This window comes from Burkholderia sp. LMU1-1-1.1 (genome assembly GCF_040675865.1).
Classification (GTDB): domain Bacteria; phylum Pseudomonadota; class Gammaproteobacteria; order Burkholderiales; family Burkholderiaceae_D; genus Rugamonas.
The window spans coordinates 32,126-48,681 of sequence record NZ_JBEGHG010000011.1 but is presented as its reverse complement, the minus strand read 5'-3'; the positions used below and the strand labels follow the sequence as shown (position 1 = coordinate 48,681).

14 protein-coding genes are annotated in these 16,556 nt (G+C 63.9%); 12 read left to right on the top strand and 2 right to left on the bottom strand.

Features of this window, described 5'->3' with window-relative positions; translation table 11 throughout:
- Positions 1 to 204 precede the first annotated feature (204 nt).
- Complete coding sequence (locus tag MRBLMU1_RS11305; RefSeq protein ID WP_363501101.1) at positions 205 to 3,303, bottom strand: Rne/Rng family ribonuclease; 3,099 nt, start codon at positions 3,301 to 3,303, stop codon at positions 205 to 207.
- A gap of 104 nt (positions 3,304 to 3,407) precedes the next feature.
- Here MRBLMU1_RS11305 and MRBLMU1_RS11300 point away from each other — a divergent pair, with 104 nt between their 5' ends.
- From MRBLMU1_RS11300 to MRBLMU1_RS11280, 5 genes are all read left to right on the top strand, one after another.
- Positions 3,408 to 3,782, top strand: coding sequence for a hypothetical protein (locus MRBLMU1_RS11300; protein WP_363501098.1), 375 nt, complete (start codon positions 3,408 to 3,410; stop codon positions 3,780 to 3,782).
- A 227-nt stretch (positions 3,783 to 4,009) separates the two neighbouring features.
- Positions 4,010 to 4,993: an RluA family pseudouridine synthase gene (locus MRBLMU1_RS11295; protein ID WP_315218711.1), complete on the top strand. Its 984-nt coding sequence runs from the start codon at positions 4,010 to 4,012 to the stop codon at positions 4,991 to 4,993.
- A gap of 45 nt (positions 4,994 to 5,038) precedes the next feature.
- Positions 5,039 to 5,698, top strand: coding sequence for an HAD-IIIA family hydrolase (locus tag MRBLMU1_RS11290; protein WP_363501094.1), 660 nt, complete (start codon positions 5,039 to 5,041; stop codon positions 5,696 to 5,698).
- Positions 5,698 to 6,093: a Rieske (2Fe-2S) protein gene (locus tag MRBLMU1_RS11285; protein ID WP_363501091.1), complete on the top strand. Its 396-nt coding sequence runs from the start codon at positions 5,698 to 5,700 to the stop codon at positions 6,091 to 6,093. The genes MRBLMU1_RS11290 and MRBLMU1_RS11285 overlap by 1 nt, the downstream gene beginning before the upstream one ends.
- A 3-nt stretch (positions 6,094 to 6,096) precedes the next feature.
- Positions 6,097 to 7,104 (top strand): S49 family peptidase, encoded by a 1,008-nt coding sequence (locus MRBLMU1_RS11280; protein ID WP_363501088.1) that lies wholly within the window; start codon positions 6,097 to 6,099, stop codon positions 7,102 to 7,104.
- A gap of 236 nt (positions 7,105 to 7,340) precedes the next feature.
- Here the strand turns inward: MRBLMU1_RS11280 and MRBLMU1_RS11275 are convergent, their stop codons facing one another.
- On the bottom strand, positions 7,341 to 7,682 hold the full coding sequence (locus tag MRBLMU1_RS11275; RefSeq protein ID WP_363501085.1) for a hypothetical protein: 342 nt from the start codon (positions 7,680 to 7,682) through the stop codon (positions 7,341 to 7,343).
- A gap of 178 nt (positions 7,683 to 7,860) precedes the next feature.
- On the opposite strand from MRBLMU1_RS11275, the gene MRBLMU1_RS11270 reads away from it, so the two are divergent.
- The 7 genes from MRBLMU1_RS11270 (at position 7,861) to MRBLMU1_RS11240 (ending at position 16,540) form a co-directional block, all read left to right on the top strand.
- Positions 7,861 to 8,610 (top strand): pseudouridine synthase, encoded by a 750-nt coding sequence (locus tag MRBLMU1_RS11270; protein WP_363501082.1) that lies wholly within the window; start codon positions 7,861 to 7,863, stop codon positions 8,608 to 8,610.
- Positions 8,607 to 9,593, top strand: coding sequence for a fumarylacetoacetate hydrolase family protein (locus MRBLMU1_RS11265; protein ID WP_363501079.1), 987 nt, complete (start codon positions 8,607 to 8,609; stop codon positions 9,591 to 9,593). Before MRBLMU1_RS11270 ends, MRBLMU1_RS11265 begins: the two co-directional genes overlap by 4 nt.
- Positions 9,594 to 9,718: 125 nt before the next feature.
- Positions 9,719 to 10,909, top strand: a complete 1,191-nt coding sequence (gene flhB, locus MRBLMU1_RS11260; protein ID WP_363501076.1) for a flagellar biosynthesis protein FlhB — start codon at positions 9,719 to 9,721, stop codon at positions 10,907 to 10,909.
- On the top strand, positions 10,906 to 13,023 hold the full coding sequence (gene flhA, locus MRBLMU1_RS11255) for a flagellar biosynthesis protein FlhA (protein ID WP_363501073.1): 2,118 nt from the start codon (positions 10,906 to 10,908) through the stop codon (positions 13,021 to 13,023). The genes flhB and flhA overlap by 4 nt, the downstream gene beginning before the upstream one ends.
- A 74-nt stretch (positions 13,024 to 13,097) precedes the next feature.
- Positions 13,098 to 14,126, top strand: coding sequence for a DUF4351 domain-containing protein (locus MRBLMU1_RS11250; protein ID WP_363501070.1), 1,029 nt, complete (start codon positions 13,098 to 13,100; stop codon positions 14,124 to 14,126).
- A 199-nt stretch (positions 14,127 to 14,325) separates the two neighbouring features.
- On the top strand, positions 14,326 to 15,741 hold the full coding sequence (gene flhF / locus MRBLMU1_RS11245; protein WP_363501067.1) for a flagellar biosynthesis protein FlhF: 1,416 nt from the start codon (positions 14,326 to 14,328) through the stop codon (positions 15,739 to 15,741).
- Positions 15,734 to 16,540 carry a MinD/ParA family ATP-binding protein gene (locus tag MRBLMU1_RS11240; RefSeq protein ID WP_363501064.1) on the top strand — a complete coding sequence of 269 codons (807 nt, stop codon included), beginning with the start codon at positions 15,734 to 15,736 and terminating at the stop codon, positions 16,538 to 16,540. The genes flhF and MRBLMU1_RS11240 overlap by 8 nt, the downstream gene beginning before the upstream one ends.
- Positions 16,541 to 16,556 lie beyond the last annotated feature (16 nt).

Here is a 16,556-nt window from a genome sequence, read left to right as displayed (position 1 = left end):
CACGATGGCGCCGACCGGGTTTAGCGGCCATATCAAACAACTCCGGGGTCAGGTCCACCAATGCTACACGGGCTGGACCGTATCGGCCGCCGGGTGGTGCTTATTCCGCCTGCACAGCCGGGGCCGTGTAGAAATGGTGGACCTGACCCCGGATGAAAAAAGGGAAGCGCGCGGCTTCCCTTTTTTGTTCGCTACCTGACCGGGTTAGCGGCGGGTGTCGACTTGAACCAGCGGTTCGTCAGCTTGCGGTGGCAGTGGCTTGCGTTCGCGTGGAACGCGCACCGGGGCCGCGACCTTGGCGGCGGCTTCCTGTGCAGCGCGCAGCTTGGCCGGATCGGTGGCTGCCAGGGTCAGGCCGGCGGAGCCGAGCACTGCTTGCAGGTCGATCGGCGCGGCTGGCGCGGCGGCTACCGGGGCTGGCGCAGGGGCCGGCGCTGCCACCGGTGCCGGGGCGGGCACGGGTGCGGGCGCGGCGGCGACTGGCTCGGCAACGACTGGTGCCTCGACAACCGGCGCTTCAACCGGAGCTTCGACCTTGGCTTCAACCGGGGCGACCTCGGCTGCCACTGGCGCGGCGGCTTCGGCAACCACTGCCGGGACCAGCGTTGGCTCGGCGGCCGGGGCCGCGAAGGCGTCCTCGGTTTGAACCGGCGTCGCCGCTTCGACAGGCGCTTGGGCTTGCATGACCACGGTGCCGTCGAGCGAGGCCGCGGCCGGCTCGGCCACTGGTGCCGTTTCGATCACTGGAGCAGGAGCGGGGACTGGCGCAGGAGCAGCAGCCGCCTCAACCACCGGCGCCGGTTCGGCCGCTGCAACTTTCGCGGCAACCGGCTCGGCGGTAACGGACGCTTCGACCGGCGCCGGGGCGGCGTCGGCGATCGTTGCCACGGCAGCCGCCTCGGCAACCGGAGCGACGTTGAAGCTCGGCGCTTTGTGCTCGCCGTGCTCGCCAGCTACTTCGGTTTCTTGGCCGTCAACACCTTCGACGCCCTCGCCGCCTTCGCGGTCGCGGCGATTGCGGTTGCGACCGCCACGACGGCGGCGGCGGCGCGGTTCTTCGCCGTCGGCCGTCACTTCGTTCTCATCGCCCTCGGGACCGGCGTTCGGCGCGGTCTTGAGGATGCTGGTGGCGGCGTCGACACCGGTCAGCGGGCCGGACGATGCCAGACCCGCGTTCAATGCCAGCTCTTCCACTTTGGCTTCGACCGGGGCCTTGTCGGCGCGCGGTTCGCGTGGCGGACGCGGGGCGCGCTCTGCACGTTCCGGACGCTCGCCGCGTTCAGGACGCTCGGCGCGCTCGCGCGGCGCCTGGCCTTCGGCGGCGCCGATGGCTTCACGCGGCTCGCGCGGTTCGCGCGGCGGACGTGGCGGACGGGCAGGGCGGCCGGTGGCGTCGACCGGTTTGGCTTCGTCCGCTGCCGGACGGGCCGCGCCCGGTTCGCGCTCCTCGCGCTCGCCACGGGTGCCCTTGCCGTTACGGCTGCGGCCGCGCGGGCCGCGGGCGTTGCGGTCGCCACGGTCCGGCGACGGCGCCTTGACGACGATGGTTGGTTGTTGCGGCTGCGCGACCGGGGCCGGTTTCGGGCTCAGGAAGCTGAACAGCTTGGCGAAGAAGCCTTGCTCGGCCGGAGCCGGCACGGGGGCCGGCGCCGGCGTGATGACGGTTTCGGCCGGCTTGCGCTCGACCAGCGGGGCCGGCTGGTCAGGGGTGATGGTCTTGACCATGGCTTCCTGGCGCGGCTTGGCTTCTTCCTTCTGGCGCTTGCTGTAGGCCATGTCGGTTTCGGCGGTCTCGGCCAGGGTGTAGCTGGCCTGGCTGTCTTCCAGACGCGGATCGTCGTGCTTGATGCGCTCGAGCTTGTAGTGCGGCGTGTCCAGATGCTTGTTCGGGATCAGGATCACGGCGATGCGGTGGCGGTTTTCGATCTTCAGCACTTCGCCGCGCTTTTCGTTCAGCAGGAAGGCGGCGACGTCCACGGGCACCTGCACGTGGATGGTGGCCGAGTTTTCCTTCATCGCCTCTTCCTGGATGATGCGCAGCACTTGCAGGGCCGACGATTCGGTGTCGCGGATGTGGCCGGTGCCGGAGCAGCGCGGGCACGTCACGTGCGAGCCTTCCGACAGCGACGGGCGCAGGCGCTGACGCGACAGTTCCATCAGGCCGAAGCGGGAAATCTTGCCCATTTGAACGCGTGCGCGGTCGTGGTGCAGCGCGTCTTTCAAACGCTGTTCCACTTCGCGTTGGTTCTTGGCCACTTCCATGTCGATGAAGTCGATCACGATCAGGCCGCCCAGGTCGCGCAGGCGCAGCTGGCGGGCCACTTCCTCGGCCGCTTCGCAGTTGGTGTTGAAGGCGGTCGTCTCGATGTCCGAGCCGCGTGTGGCGCGGGCCGAGTTGACGTCGACCGAGACCAGCGCCTCGGTGTGGTCGATGACGATGGCGCCGCCCGACGGCAGCGGCACGGTGCGCGAGTACGCCGTTTCAATCTGGTGTTCGATCTGGAAACGCGAGAACAGCGGCACGTCGTCGCTGTAACGCTTCACGCGGTGCACCATGTCGGGCATCACGTGGCTCATGAACTGGTGCGCTTGTTCGTAGATATCGTCGGTATCGATCAGGATCTCGCCGATATCGGGCTGGAAGTAGTCGCGGATGGCGCGGATCACCAGCGACGATTCCTGGTAGATCAGGAACGCGCCGGAGGCCGACTTGCCGGCGCCTTCGATCGCGCGCCACAGTTGCATCAGGTAATTCAAGTCCCACTGCAGCTCGTCGACGTTGCGGCCGATGCCGGCGGTGCGGGCGATGACCGACATGCCTGGCGGCAAGTCCAGCTTGTCCATGGTTTCGCGCAATTCCTGGCGCTCTTCACCTTCGACACGGCGGGACACACCACCACCGCGCGGGTTGTTCGGCATCAAGACCAGATAGCGGCCGGCCAGCGAGACGAAGGAGGTCAGGGCGGCGCCTTTGTTGCCGCGCTCTTCCTTTTCGACTTGGACCATGATTTCCTGGCCTTCGCGCAGCGCTTCCTTGACGGAGGCGGTACGGACGTCGACACCTTCGCGGAAATAAGTGCGGGCTACTTCTTTGAAAGGGAGGAAACCGTGGCGATCTTCGCCGTAACTGACGAAGCACGCTTCCAGCGACGGCTCGATGCGGGTGATCACGCCTTTGTAGATGTTGGACTTGCGCTGTTCGCGTCCGGCGGTTTCGATGTCGATATCGATCAGTTTCTGACCGTCGACAATCGCTACGCGCAGCTCTTCTTGCTGCGTAGCATTAAACAACATGCGTTTCATTTTTATTAACTCCGCGACCCGTGGGCCATCTCTATGCCGTTCGCCCTGAAGCGGAACGGCGAGGTACAGGGATATACGCGAGAATTAAGACGATTGCGGTGGGTATGCCCATCCTGTGCGGCGCAGCGACGCGGAGGCGTCACGGCCGCAACTGGGCGCATGAGGTCGATCGACATGCCGAGTGCTCGCATCACCTGCAACTCTTCCATGCGGCCCGTAAGGGAGGCAGAGAAATGCAGGCGGTGAGCAGCGTCGTTGAAAGCCAAATCCTGACCAGGCTTACGTACTACAAGTATTACAACTTCGATATTTACAACTTCGCGAAGTTGCAATGTAACCAGGCTGGTTTTAGCCTTCCGTCGCTTGCAGCAAAGCATGGGGTCTGGCGAAAACGGCAAGCGTTATCAACTTCATCAACCGGCCAGCCTGGCTCGAAGCCAGGCTGGCCGGACTTTATCCTTACAATCCAATCATTTTAATTCTGCATCCATGCCGGCATCCGATTACAACAACGGTGCAACCTTGATTCCCGCATGGCTGGTGCGTATACATATTTTCCTCTGAATTTGCAATTTGGCGAGGCCAGTGGAGACGCCCCTGTGTAAAATGTGCTTTTATTCTTACACTTGCCGCAGTTCGAACCGCAGCGAAACAATTATATATTCAAAATGAAGGACTTAGAGAGATTTCTGGGAAGACAGAGCAAATGAAGATGCAAAATGATGTTGTTCCCCCTTCAACACCGCTGCCGCTGCAAGCACAATTCGTCACCATCACTGAAGAAGAAGCCGGTCAACGCATCGACAACTACTTGTTGCGTATTTGCAAAGGAGTGCCGAAAAGCCACGTTTACCGCATCCTGCGCTCGGGCGAAGTGCGCGTCAACAAGGGCCGTATCGACCAGTTGTACCGCCTGGTGCAGGGCGACGTGGTGCGCATTCCGCCGGTGCGCATCGCGGAAAAAGCCGACACCACGCACGTCCCGGCGGCCGAATTCAAGGTGATTTTCGAAGACAGCCACTTATTAGTCATCGACAAGCCGGCCGGCGTGGCCGTCCACGGCGGCTCGGGCGTGTCGTTCGGCGTCATCGAACAGCTGCGCGCCTCGCGTCCGGACGCCAAGTTCCTCGAGCTGGTGCACCGGCTCGACCGCGACACGTCCGGGTTGCTGTTGTTGGCCAAGAAACGTTCGGCGCTGACCAACCTGCACGAGCAGATGCGCGACGGCCATACCGACAAACGCTATTTGACGATGGTGGCCGGCGACTGGAAAAACGCGCGTCAGCACGTCAAGCTGCCGCTGCACAAGTACACCACGGCCGACGGCGAGCGCCGCGTGGCGGTGCAGGCCGACGGCCTGCCGTCGCACACGGTGTTTTCGCTGCTGAAGAAATTCAAGGATTTCGCGCTGCTGGAGGCCGAGCTGAAGACGGGACGCACGCACCAGATCCGTGTTCATCTATCATCGTCCGGCTTCGCCATCCTTGGTGACGACAAATACGGCGATTTCGCCTTGAACCGGGTTCTGCTGAAGGCCGACGCCACGCGTGGCGCGCTCAAGCGGATGTTCCTTCACGCCCATCAAATTACGTTCACCCACCCTGATTCCGGAAAAATCATGACGTTGAACGCGCCGTTGGCCGCCGAATGTGAACGATTCTTGGTAAGCTTGGGAAAACCTCTTAACTAATCGCAAATATTCTAAGGAGCCGGCCGCGTCCAGCGGCCGGAAAACATGGCAAGAAAGCAATTTGACCTGATCGTCTTCGATTGGGATGGAACCTTGATGGATTCCACCTCAACGATCGTGAAGTGTATCCAGGCGGCGGCGCGGGACCTGTCCCTGCCGATCCCGCGCGATGATGTGGCCGCCCATGTCATTGGCCTCGGCCTGCACGAGGCGATGCAGGCGGTGCTGCCGGAGATCGACCCGTCGTACTATCCGCGCATGGTGGAGCGCTACCGCTACCATTTCCTGTCGCGCGACCACGAGTTGGTGCTGTTCCCCGGCGTGCAGGATATGCTGGTGGACCTGTCGCAGAGCGGCTATTTCCTGGCCGTGGCCACCGGTAAAAGCCGGGTCGGCTTGAACCGTGCGATGAACGACGTTAAGCTGTTGTCGATGTTCGATGCCACCCGTTGTGCCGACGAAACGTTCTCCAAGCCGCACCCGGCCATGCTGCAGGAGCTGACGCGGGAGTTGGGCCAGGATATGCGCCGCACCGTGATGATCGGTGACACATCGCACGACTTGCTGATGGCAAATAACGCCGGCGCGTCCGGGATCGCGGTGCAATATGGCGCCCACCCGGTCGAGCAGTTGGCTGCCTGTAATCCGCTGTATTCTGCGGCGACCGTGGCCGAATTGCATCAATGGTTGAGCGAGCACGCTTGATGAACGAAGAAATACTGGTTTGCGCGTCGGACGCAGTGCTGGAGGGCGGCAAGGGCGTGCGTTTCGCCGTCACCGCCGGCGGCGCCGACGGTACCGGCTTCGTGGTCCGCTACGGCGGCAAGCCGTACGCCTACCTCAACCGCTGCGCCCACGTGCCGATCGAACTCGATTGGGCGGAAGGCGAGTTTTTCGAGTCCAGCGGCTTGTATCTGATGTGTTCCACCCATGGCGCGATCTATGTGCCGGAAAGCGGCTTGTGCGCCGGCGGCCCCTGCCGGGGCGGACGCCTGCGGCCGATTGGCGTGGTCGAACACGACGAGCGGATCTTCTGGCAACCCGACGACTATGTACGCCCATTTGTCCCCAAAACGCCTGAAAACCTCCAACCAAAGTAATCCATGAGCGATAACATCAACAGCCAAAACATCCCCCCGACGCCGGCGCAGCCGGTCACCCCTAGCGTGCCCGCGTCCAATTGGGAACGCGAGGTGCTGGAAAAATTGGTGTTCGCCACGTTGAAAGAACAAAAGTCGTCGCGCCGCTGGGGGATCTTTTTCAAGTTCGCGACCTTGTTGGTGATCATCGTCGCGCTGAGCACCTACTTCGATTTCAACTGGACCGGTTCCGAGGAGACGCTGGGGCGTCACACGGCGCTGATCGAAATCGACGGCGCCATCGAATCAGAAGGCAGCGGCGCCGCCTCGGTGGTGATCCCGGCGCTGAACAAGGCGTTTTCCGATTCCGGTTCGGTCGCCATCGTCATGCATATCAACAGCCCGGGCGGCAGTCCGGTCCAGGCCGGCATGATCGTCGACGAGATGAACCGCTTGCGCAAGGGCTATCCTGGCAAGCCGCTGTACGTGGTGGTCGATGAGATCTGCGCGTCCGGCTGCTATTACATCGCCGCCGGCGCCGACCGCATCTATGTTAACAAGGCTAGCATCGTCGGCTCCATCGGCGTGCTGATGGACGGTTTCGGCTTCACCGGCTTCATGGACAAGGTCGGCGTCGAGCGTCGCCTGCTGACGGCCGGCGAGAACAAGGGTTTCATGGACCCGTTCACGCCGCTGACGGACAAGCATCGGCAATATGCGCAGGCGATGCTCGACGAGATCCACCAGCAGTTCATCCAGGTGGTGCGCAACGGCCGCGGCAAGCGGCTCAAGGAAAGCCCGGAAATGTTTTCGGGCCTGTTCTGGACCGGCGCCAAGTCGATCGACATGGGCCTGGCCGACGCCCTGGGCACGGTCGACAGCGTCGCGCGCGACGTCATCCGCGCCGAAGACATCGTCGACTATACCCAGCATGAAGGCCTGCCCGAGCGCGTGCTGAAGAAATTCGGCGCGGCGATGGGCGCCGGCGCCATGAAGTCGGCGGTGGAGACGGTCAAGCCCAGCCTGCGTTGACGCGTTAGCCGCCATGGACGTATTTCTGGCGAGGCGATAAACATTAACAATCCGGTCTTATTTCGGCTTGCATATCCACCTTGGTGGACTATAGTAAGGGGGTAGTTCTTTCCAAGGGAGGCCGATATAAACAGTTTATCTCGTTGTCAGCAGATCTTGATACAGTGTGATTGAACTACTTAAACCGCATCATGGATGCGGATTTGAGAGAATTTCGATTCCTCGTCAGAGTCCCTTCATGGGACTGAAAACAGCGGCGCAATGCCGCTGTTTTCTATTGGGCGCAGCATCGCCGGGTCGGCGTCGGCGTGCGGATCCGCCGCCGGGCCGCCGTCGCGCAGCGCGTGTGCGGCCCGCTCCCGCTCCGGCTGATGGCGCTCCGGATCGGATTGCGCGAAGCCGCCGGCTTCGAGCCAGGCGAGAAAATGGGCCTGGCGCTGCTCATGCCAGCGGGACAGGGGGCCTGCCGCCAGTGCGCGGGGAAGGGTACAGTTGCGGCAGCGCGCCAGCAGCAGTTCGGTTCGGTGCATGGCGGCCTGCTCCTGTGCCGCCGGGTTGACGTTGCGTACGGTAGTCATGTTGTCGTCCTGCTGAGTATTTCCTAGTCCACTAGGCGGATTCCTAATGAGGTTTTGAGTCTACCGATTCAATCTCCGAAGCACTTGATGTGGATCAATAAATGGAGTGTCCTGGACATTGCACTGTGGCGCGGACGCTACCTTCCCGCTATCTGGCGCATCCTGTAAAATCCGGCCCATGAGTAAACTATCCCTGGACCGCATCCTGCAATCGCAGGGTTATGGCACCCGCAAGTACTGCCGCTCCCTCATCGAGGATGGCGAAGTGAGCATCAACGGCGTCGTGCACGACAACTATAAAGCCAGCATCGAGACCGATGGCCTGGTGTTGACCATCTTCGATGAAGAGTGGGTATACCGCGAGCATTTATACATCGCCCTGCATAAGCCGGCCAATTTCGAGTGTTCGCGCAAGCCCAGCCACCACCCCGGCGTGCTGACCTTGCTGCCCGAGCAATTCACCTGGCGCGACGTGCAGCCGGTCGGCAGGCTCGACCACGACACCACCGGCATGTTGCTGATGTCCGACGATGGCCCGTTTATCCATGCACAATCGTCGCCGAAGCGGCATGTTCCCAAGATTTACCAAGCCACCACACAAGACCCGGTCAGCGACGAACTGGTGGCGCAATTGCTGGCCGGCGTGCAATTGCACGACGAGCCGGCGCCGCTGGCGGCGCAAACCTGCGTCCGCCGCGGCGAGCATCTGCTCGAGATCGTGCTCGAGCAGGGTAAATACCATCAGGTCAAGCGCATGCTGGCCGCCGCCGGCAACCATTGCAGCGCGCTGCACCGTTCGGCCATCGGCGGCCTGACCCTGGAATCGCTCGGCATCGCAGAAGGCGAGTGGTGCTATCTGACGGCCGAACAGCTGGCGCTGTTGGCGCCTTCGCCGGCCCCCGCCGCCACGCCCGCGTCGGCGCCATGAAGCTCGCCACCTTGAAGGACGGCACCCGCGACGGCCAACTGGCCGTCGTTTCGCGCGACCTCAAAACGGCGCAGCTGGCCGATGGCGTGGCGCGCAGCCTGCAGCGCGCGCTCGACGACTGGACCTTCATCGCCCCGCAACTGGAGGCGATCTACCAGGATCTGAACCAGGGACGCGCCCGCCGCGCCTTCGAGTTCGAGCCGGCCAACTGCATGGCGCCGCTGCCGCGCGCCTTCCAGTGGGCCGACGGCTCGGCCTACGTCAATCATGTCGAGCTGGTACGCAAGGCGCGCGGTGCCGAGATGCCGGCCTCGTTCTGGGACGAGCCATTGATGTACCAGGGCGGCAGCGACGACCTGCTCGGTCCGACCGACGACATCGAACTGTTCCACGAGCAGTGGGGCATCGATTTCGAAGCGGAAGTGGCCGTGATCACCGACGATGTGCCCATGGGGGCGACACCGGACCAGGCGCACCAGCGTATCCGGCTGCTGATGCTGGCCAACGACGTGTCGTTGCGCAACCTGATTCCGGAGGAACTGGCCAAGGGTTTCGGCTTTTTGCAAAGCAAGCCGGCCACCAGCTTTTCGCCGGTGGCGGTCACGCCGGACGAGCTCGACGACGCCTGGAAGGGCGGCAAGGTGCACTTGCCGCTGCGCTCGACGTGGAACGGCAAGCTGGTCGGCCAGCCGCACGCCGGCGTCGACATGGTGTTCAACTTCCCGAAACTGATCGCCCACCTGGCGGCGACGCGCAATGTGCGGGCCGGTACCATCGTCGGCTCGGGCACGGTGTCCAACAAGGACGCCAAGCGCGGCTATTCCTGCATCGCCGAGCAGCGCGCGCTGGAAATGATCGCCGGCGGCGGGCCTGTCACGCCGTTCATGGCCTTCGGCGACACCATCCGCATCGAGATGCTCGACCGCGACGGCAAGTCGGTGTTCGGCGCCATCGACCAGAAGCTCGTCCAGAAAGCAAGCTAGCCAATCTGATAATTGCCGTGCGGAATCAGTGAGCAAGCACTGAAATACCGCCGTATTCCACCGATGGTCTTGTCCTGCCGCACTCGATAATGGCAACATCGAAATGAACCACGCGGCAGACGACCATGTCAGAAGATAGCGACGCAGAAAAGACCGAACCCGCGTCAGCGAAGCGCCTCGAGCAGGCGCGCGAGGAAGGCGACGTTCCCCGATCGCGGGAAGTGGCCACGTTTACGGTGCTGATGGCCGCCGGCGCCGGCCTGTGGCTGACCGGCGACGGTCTGATACGACAACTCAATTCCGCCCTGGTGTCCGGGCTGACCCTGAGCCAGGAGCAAATCTTCGACCCCGATGTGCTGATCAACCGCATCCTGGTCGACGTGGTGCGGGTGATGATCGCCTGCCTGCCGCTGGGCGTGGCCGTGATGATCGTCGCGCTGGCCTCGCCGCTGCTGGTGGGCGGCTGGCTGTTCAGCGGCAAGGCCTTCATGCCCAAGTTCAGCAAGCTCAACCCCATCACCGGCATCGGCAACATGTTCTCCAAGAACGCGCTGGTCGAACTGTTCAAGGCCATCGCCAAGGCGCTGGTGGTCGGCGTGGTCGCGTATATGGTGGTGATGAAGCAGAAGGACGCGGTGATCGGCCTGGCGGTCGAGCCGCTCAAGCTGGGGACCGTCCACTTGATCAATATGCTCGGCAGCAGCTTCCTGTTCATCGTCGGCGCGCTCGGCCTGATCGCCGCCATCGACGGGCCCTACCAGATGTGGCATTACGCCAACAAGCTGAAGATGACCCGCCAGGAAATGATCCAGGAATCGAAGGAGTCCGACGGCAACCCGCAAATCAAGGCCAAGATCCGCCAGTTGCAGCGCGAGATGGCCAAGCGCCGCATGATGGCCGACGTGCCGACCGCCGACGTGGTGGTGACCAACCCGACCCACTACGCGGTCGCGCTCAAGTACAGCGACGGCATGCGCGGCGCGCCGAAGGTGGTGGCCAAGGGCACCGACGAGGTGGCCGCCAAGATCCGCGAGATCGCCAAGGACAGCAAGGTCACCTTGCTGGAGGCGCCGGCGCTGGCGCGCGCGCTGTACAAGCACACCGAGATCGGCGACGAGATTCCCGAGCAGCTGTACGCGGCCGTGGCCGAGGTGCTGGCCTACGTCTTCCAGCTGCGCCTGTTCAGCAAGGGCGGCGGCAACCGTCCGGACGTGCCGAAGACGCTGGACGTGCCGCCCGAGCTCGATCCGCTGAACCCGGCCTACATCCCCAAGCACGGCAAGAAACCAGATTCGAATAACGGAGTTTCCGCATGAACGCACTGAGCAACATCAACCTGCCGCCATGGTTGCAGGGCATCGCCAACAGCAAGAACAAGTCGAGCCTGGCCGCGCCTATCCTGATCATCATGCTGCTGGGGATGATGGTGCTGCCGCTGCCGGCGTTCGTGCTCGACATCTTCTTCAGCTTCAACATCGCGCTGGCGGTGATCGTGCTGCTGACCAGCCTGTACACGGTCAAGCCGCTCGACTTCATGGCCTTCCCGACCGTCCTGCTGGTGTCGACCATGTTGCGGCTGTCGCTGAACGTGGCCTCGACCCGCGTGGTGCTGACCGAGGGCCACACCGGCCCCGACGCGGCCGGCAAGGTGATCGAGGCTTTCGGCCACTTCCTGATCGGCGGTAACTACACGGTCGGCCTGGTGGTGTTCATCATCCTGACCATTATCAACTTCACCGTCGTGACCAAGGGCGCCGGCCGTATCGCCGAAGTGGGCGCCCGTTTCGCGCTCGACGCGATGCCGGGCAAGCAGATGGCGATCGACGCCGACCTCAACGCCGGCCTGATCGGCGAGGCCGACGCGCGCAAGCGCCGCAGCGAAGTGTCGCAGGAGGCCGAGTTCTACGGCGCGATGGACGGCGCCAGCAAGTATGTGCGCGGCGATGCGATCGCCGGTATCCTGGTCACGGTGATCAACGTGATCGGCGGCCTGCTGGTCGGCGTGATCCAGCACGAGCTCGCGTTCGGCGAGGCGATCAAGCTCTACACCCTGCTGGCCATCGGCGACGGCCTGGTGGCGCAGATCCCGTCGCTGATCATCTCGGTGGCGGCCGGTATCGTGGTCTCGCGCGTGGCCAGCGACGAGGACATCGGCACCCAGATGGTGGGCCAGCTGTTCGCCAAGCCGCAGGTGCTGTACATCACCGCCGCCATCATCGGCGGCATGGGCATCATTCCGGGCATGCCGAACCTGGTGTTCCTGCTGCTGGCCGGCGTGCTGGCCGGCTCGGCCTACCTGATGAGCAAGCGCGCCAAGGCCGGCGGCGGGGCTGCCGCCGAGGCCGCCGCAGCCGAGGCCGCGGCGCCCGCCGCCGCGCCCGAGCAGGAAGAAGCCAGCTGGCAGGACATCATGCCGGTCGATACATTGGGCCTGGAAGTGGGCTACCGCCTGATTCCGCTGGTGGACAAGACCCAGGGCGGCGAGCTGCTCAAGCGCATCAAGGGCATCCGCAAGAAGTTCGCGCAGGAGGTCGGTTTCCTGGCGCCGCCGGTGCACATCCGCGACAACCTGGAACTCAAGCCGTCGGCCTACCGCATCACGCTCAAGGGCGTGGAGGTCGGCGCGGGCGAGGCCTTCAACGGCCAGTTCCTGGCGATCAATCCCGGCATGGCCAGCGGTACCCTGCAGGGGCTGGTGACCACCGATCCGGCCTTCGGCCTGCCGGCCACGTGGATCGACGCCGGCCTGCGCGACCAGGCGCAGGGCATGGGTTATACGGTGGTCGACGCCGGCACCGTCGTGGCCACCCATCTGAACCATTTGATCACGACCCATGCGTCCGAGTTGCTGGGCCGCGCCGAGGTGCAGTCGCTGCTCGACCACCTGGGCAAGGAGGCGCCCAAGCTGGTGGAGGACCTGGTGCCGAAGATGGTGTCGCTGTCGACCCTGCAGAAGGTGCTGCAGAACCTGCTGATGGAAGGCGTGCACATCCGTGACATGCGCTCGGTGATCGAGACCTTGGCCGAGCACGCCGTGCACACGCAGGACCCGAACGATTTGACGGCGCTGGTGCGCATCTCGCTGGGCCGGGCCATCGTGCAGCAGTTGTTCCCGGGCGCGTCCGAGCTGTCGGTGATGACCTTGGATAACCGCCTGGAACGCTTGCTGATGCAGGCGCTGGCGGCCAGCGGGCCGGATGGCGCGGGCATCGAGCCGGGCCTGGCCGACACCATCGCCCAGCAGGCCCAGCAGGCGGCGCAGCAGCAGGAGGCGCTGGGGCTGACGCCGGTGCTGCTGGTGCCGGGGCCGCTGCGGGCCTTGCTGTCGCGTTTCCTGCGCCGCGCCTTGCCGCAGTTGAAGGTGCTGTCGCATGCGGAGATTCCGGAAACTAAAACCATCCGCGTGACGGCGTTGGTGGGGCAGCAGTGATCTCAACCTGAGAGACCCCGCGCCGGATTGATCCCGTCGCGGTCGCGTCGATGCGGGCGGCCTAGACTGGCCGCATGGACGACGATTTCGACACGCCGTGGAAGGAAGTGGTCACGCACCACTTCCCCGAGTTCATGGCCTTCTATTTTCCGCAAGCGCACGCCGCGATCGACTGGTCGCGGCCGCACGATTTTCTCGACCAGGAATTCGCCGCGCTGACCCGCGATGCCGAGCTCGGCAGACGCGTGCTGGACAAGCTGGTGCGCGTTCATTTGCATACCGGTGGTGAGCAATGGGTATTGGTCCATCTGGAAGTGCAGGGGCGCCGCGGCAAGGATTTCGCCGAGCGCATTTTCGTCTACAACTATCGCGTCTACGACCGTTACCGGCGGCCGGTGGCCAGCCTGGCGCTGCTAACGGATGCCAGCCGCCGCTGGCGCCCCTGCGCCTTCGCTTACAAGCTGTTCGGTTGCGAGATGCGCATCGATTTCCCTATCGTCAAGCTCCAGGATTACGCCGACCGCGTGGACGAATTGCTCGAGCTGGATAACCCGTTCGCGCTGGTCACTGTTGCGCATTTGCTTACGCAGAAAACCAAGGGCAACGCGCACCGACGACGCATCGCCAAATGGCGCTTGACCAAACAACTGTATCAGCGAAACTGGGATCGCCAGCGTATTATTAACCTGTATCGCGTGATCGATTGGATCATGTCGTTGCCGAAGGAATTGGATGCCCGATTGCATGAGGGCATAGTGCAATGGGAAAGGAGGAATGCCATGACTTATCTGTCTTCGATAGAACGCATCGGTATGGAAATCGGCATGAAAAAAGGCGAGGAGTTGGGATGGCGGAAGGGACTCGAAGAAGGACGGCAAAAAGGGCGGCAAGAAGGACGGCAAGAAGGACGGCAAGAAGGACGGCAAGAAGGGCGCCGAGAAGCGCTGCTTGAATTGCTGACGATTTTGCTAACCGAGCGCTTCGGTAAGCTCGACGCGATGAGCAACGCCATCCTCACAGTGGCCGATGTCGACCAGCTTACGGCGTGGAGCAAAAACGTGCTCGGTGCCCACAGCTTGTCCGAGGTATTTGCTGATAAATAGGCAATCCCCGCAGCCGGGGTGAAATGCGGCCCCTTTCCGCCCTTGTTCAGCGGATCGTTTCCTAAGTGCATCGTCAATAATGGCACTGTCCGAGTAGAAAAGCGTCTCGTCCGGAAGGCGCGCTACTCAAGCTACAGGAGTCGATGATGGCCACACTAACCTCGCAAGCACGCGCCACCCAGTCCCCGGGGAGCCAGCCATGAACGTCAAAAAATTCAGCGCGCCGACCTCCCGCGAGGCGCTGCGCAAGGTGCGCGAATCGCTCGGCCCGGATGCCGTGATTCTGTCGAACCGCCAGTCCGACGGCGGCGTCGAAATCCTCGCGCTGGCCAACGACGACGCCGCGTCGCTGTCGTCGCCGGCGCCGCATTCGCCGATGGCCGAGCCGGCGCCGTCGCTGGACCTGGGCCTGGGCCTGCCGCCCGGCCGCGTCGAGCAGCGCATGGAACCACGCTTTGAAAACATGGCCGCCGAGATGCCCGCGCAACCGGTGCGCCGCGTCGTCGCCTCGCCCTCGTCATACGCCAGCAAGACCGCCGCCGCGGCCGCCGCGCCATCGGCGCCGGCCCAGCCCCGTGCCGCGTCGCTCGACGTCGACCAGATCACCGCGATGGTCGCCTCGGCCGTCGCCAGCGCCAAACAGAACGCCGCGGCCGAGATGCAAGTGATGATGGGCGAGATCCGCGCCATGCGCGGCATGATGGAAACCCAGCTGGCCGAAATCGCCTGGGGCAGCACGCAAGCGCGCGAACCGCAGAAGGCCGCCGTGCTGCGCGAAATGCTGGCCGCCGGCTTCTCGGCCAGCCTGGCGCGCTACCTGATCGAAAAACTGCCGGCCGACCGCGACGCCGCCGACAGCATGCGCTGGATTAAAACGGTCCTGACCCGCAACCTGTCGGCGATGGCCAACGAGGACGCGTTGATCGACCAGGGCGGCGTGTTCGCGCTGGTCGGCCCGACCGGCGTCGGCAAGACCACCAGCACCGCCAAGCTGGCCGCGCGCTGCGTGATGCGCCACGGCCCGGACAAGCTGGCCCTGATCACCACCGACGCCTATCGTATCGGCGCCCACGAACAGCTGCGCATCTACGGCAAGATCCTCGGCGTGATGGTGCACTCGGTGAAGGACGAAGCCGACCTGCGCATCGCCCTCAAGGAACTGCGCAACAAGCACACCGTGTTGATCGACACCGTCGGCGTGAGCCAGCGCGACCAGATGGTCACCGAGCAGGTCTCGATGCTGCAGGGCGCCGGCTCCGACGTCAAGCGCCTGCTGTGCCTCAACGCCACCGCCACCCAGGAGACGCTCAACGAAGTGGTGCGCGCCTACCAGGGCAGCGGCCTGGCCGGCTGCATCATGACCAAACTCGATGAGGCGGCGGCGATCGGCAACGTGCTCGATGTCGTCATCCGCCAGAAGCTCAACCTGTTCTACGTTTCGAACGGCCAGCGCGTGCCGGAAGACCTGCACCTGGCCGATCCGGCCTACCTGATCGACCGGGCTTTCAAATTGAAACGCGACGCCGTCAACACCCAATACCTCGATGCCGAGTTGCCGATGCTGATGTCCAACGCCACCAACGACCAGTCCATGCGCGAGGTGCACCTTGGCTAATTTCGATTTCGACCAGGCGGAGGGACTGCGCCGCATGCTGGCGGGGCCCAAGCCCCGCATCGTCACCTTCCTGTCGGCCACGCCGCAGGACGACAAGGGCGCCATGCTGGTCAACCTGGGCGCCTCGCTGGCCCGCGCCGGCAACGACGTGTTGATCATGGATGCTTGCGCCAGCGCGCACGGCGTGGCCACGCGCCTCGGCGTCGATGGCGGCGCCAGCCTGCTCAATGTGGCGCGCCAGGAGTGCGCGCTCAATCAGGTGATCCACCAGGTGCCCCAGGGTTTTGCTGTGGCGTCGATGACACGCGGCGCCATGCGCAGCGGTCCGGACGAAACGCGCCGCCTGGCCAAGGCTTTCGATGTGCTGGTCAAGCAGACCGGCATCGTCATCGTCGACGGTGAATTCGACGGCGAGGCTTTCCCGGTGCCGGTCATGGCCAGTTCAGAGATCGTGGTGCAGGTGTCGAACAGCGCCACCTCGATCAAGGCCGCCTACAGCATGATCAAGCGCCTGAACCAGGAACTGGGCCGCCGCCCGTTTGGAATTCTGGTCACCGGGGCTTCCGAATCGGAAGCAAAAGTGGTATACGATAATATGGCGCAAGCGGCAAGCCGCTATCTGGCCGTGAACCTGGTCTCGATGGGATCGGTGCCGGCCGATGAATACCTGCAGCGCGCCGCGCGCCTGGGTCGCGCGGTGGTCGACGCCTTTCCGCTGGCCGGCGCGTCGGTCGCGTTCCGCCAACTGGCGGGGCGCTTCGCGCTGGCCGGTTCGCCTTCGGTCGCACGTTCATTGTGAGCGGGAAGGGGCGGAA

Coding starts and splice junctions, on each gene's coding strand:
- MRBLMU1_RS11300 (WP_363501098.1), top strand. CDS start 3,408: ATGCCCATCCTGTGCGGCGCAGCGACGCGGAGGCGTCACGGCCGCAAC.
- MRBLMU1_RS11285 (WP_363501091.1), top strand. CDS start 5,698: ATGAACGAAGAAATACTGGTTTGCGCGTCGGACGCAGTGCTGGAGGGC.
- flhB (WP_363501076.1), top strand. CDS start 9,719: ATGTCAGAAGATAGCGACGCAGAAAAGACCGAACCCGCGTCAGCGAAG.
- flhF (WP_363501067.1), top strand. CDS start 14,326: ATGAACGTCAAAAAATTCAGCGCGCCGACCTCCCGCGAGGCGCTGCGC.
- MRBLMU1_RS11250 (WP_363501070.1), top strand. CDS start 13,098: ATGGACGACGATTTCGACACGCCGTGGAAGGAAGTGGTCACGCACCAC.
- MRBLMU1_RS11305 (WP_363501101.1), bottom strand. CDS start 3,303: ATGAAACGCATGTTGTTTAATGCTACGCAGCAAGAAGAGCTGCGCGTA.
- MRBLMU1_RS11290 (WP_363501094.1), top strand. CDS start 5,039: ATGGCAAGAAAGCAATTTGACCTGATCGTCTTCGATTGGGATGGAACC.
- MRBLMU1_RS11295 (WP_315218711.1), top strand. CDS start 4,010: ATGAAGATGCAAAATGATGTTGTTCCCCCTTCAACACCGCTGCCGCTG.
- MRBLMU1_RS11270 (WP_363501082.1), top strand. CDS start 7,861: ATGAGTAAACTATCCCTGGACCGCATCCTGCAATCGCAGGGTTATGGC.
- flhA (WP_363501073.1), top strand. CDS start 10,906: ATGAACGCACTGAGCAACATCAACCTGCCGCCATGGTTGCAGGGCATC.
- MRBLMU1_RS11265 (WP_363501079.1), top strand. CDS start 8,607: ATGAAGCTCGCCACCTTGAAGGACGGCACCCGCGACGGCCAACTGGCC.
- MRBLMU1_RS11280 (WP_363501088.1), top strand. CDS start 6,097: ATGAGCGATAACATCAACAGCCAAAACATCCCCCCGACGCCGGCGCAG.
- MRBLMU1_RS11275 (WP_363501085.1), bottom strand. CDS start 7,682: ATGACTACCGTACGCAACGTCAACCCGGCGGCACAGGAGCAGGCCGCC.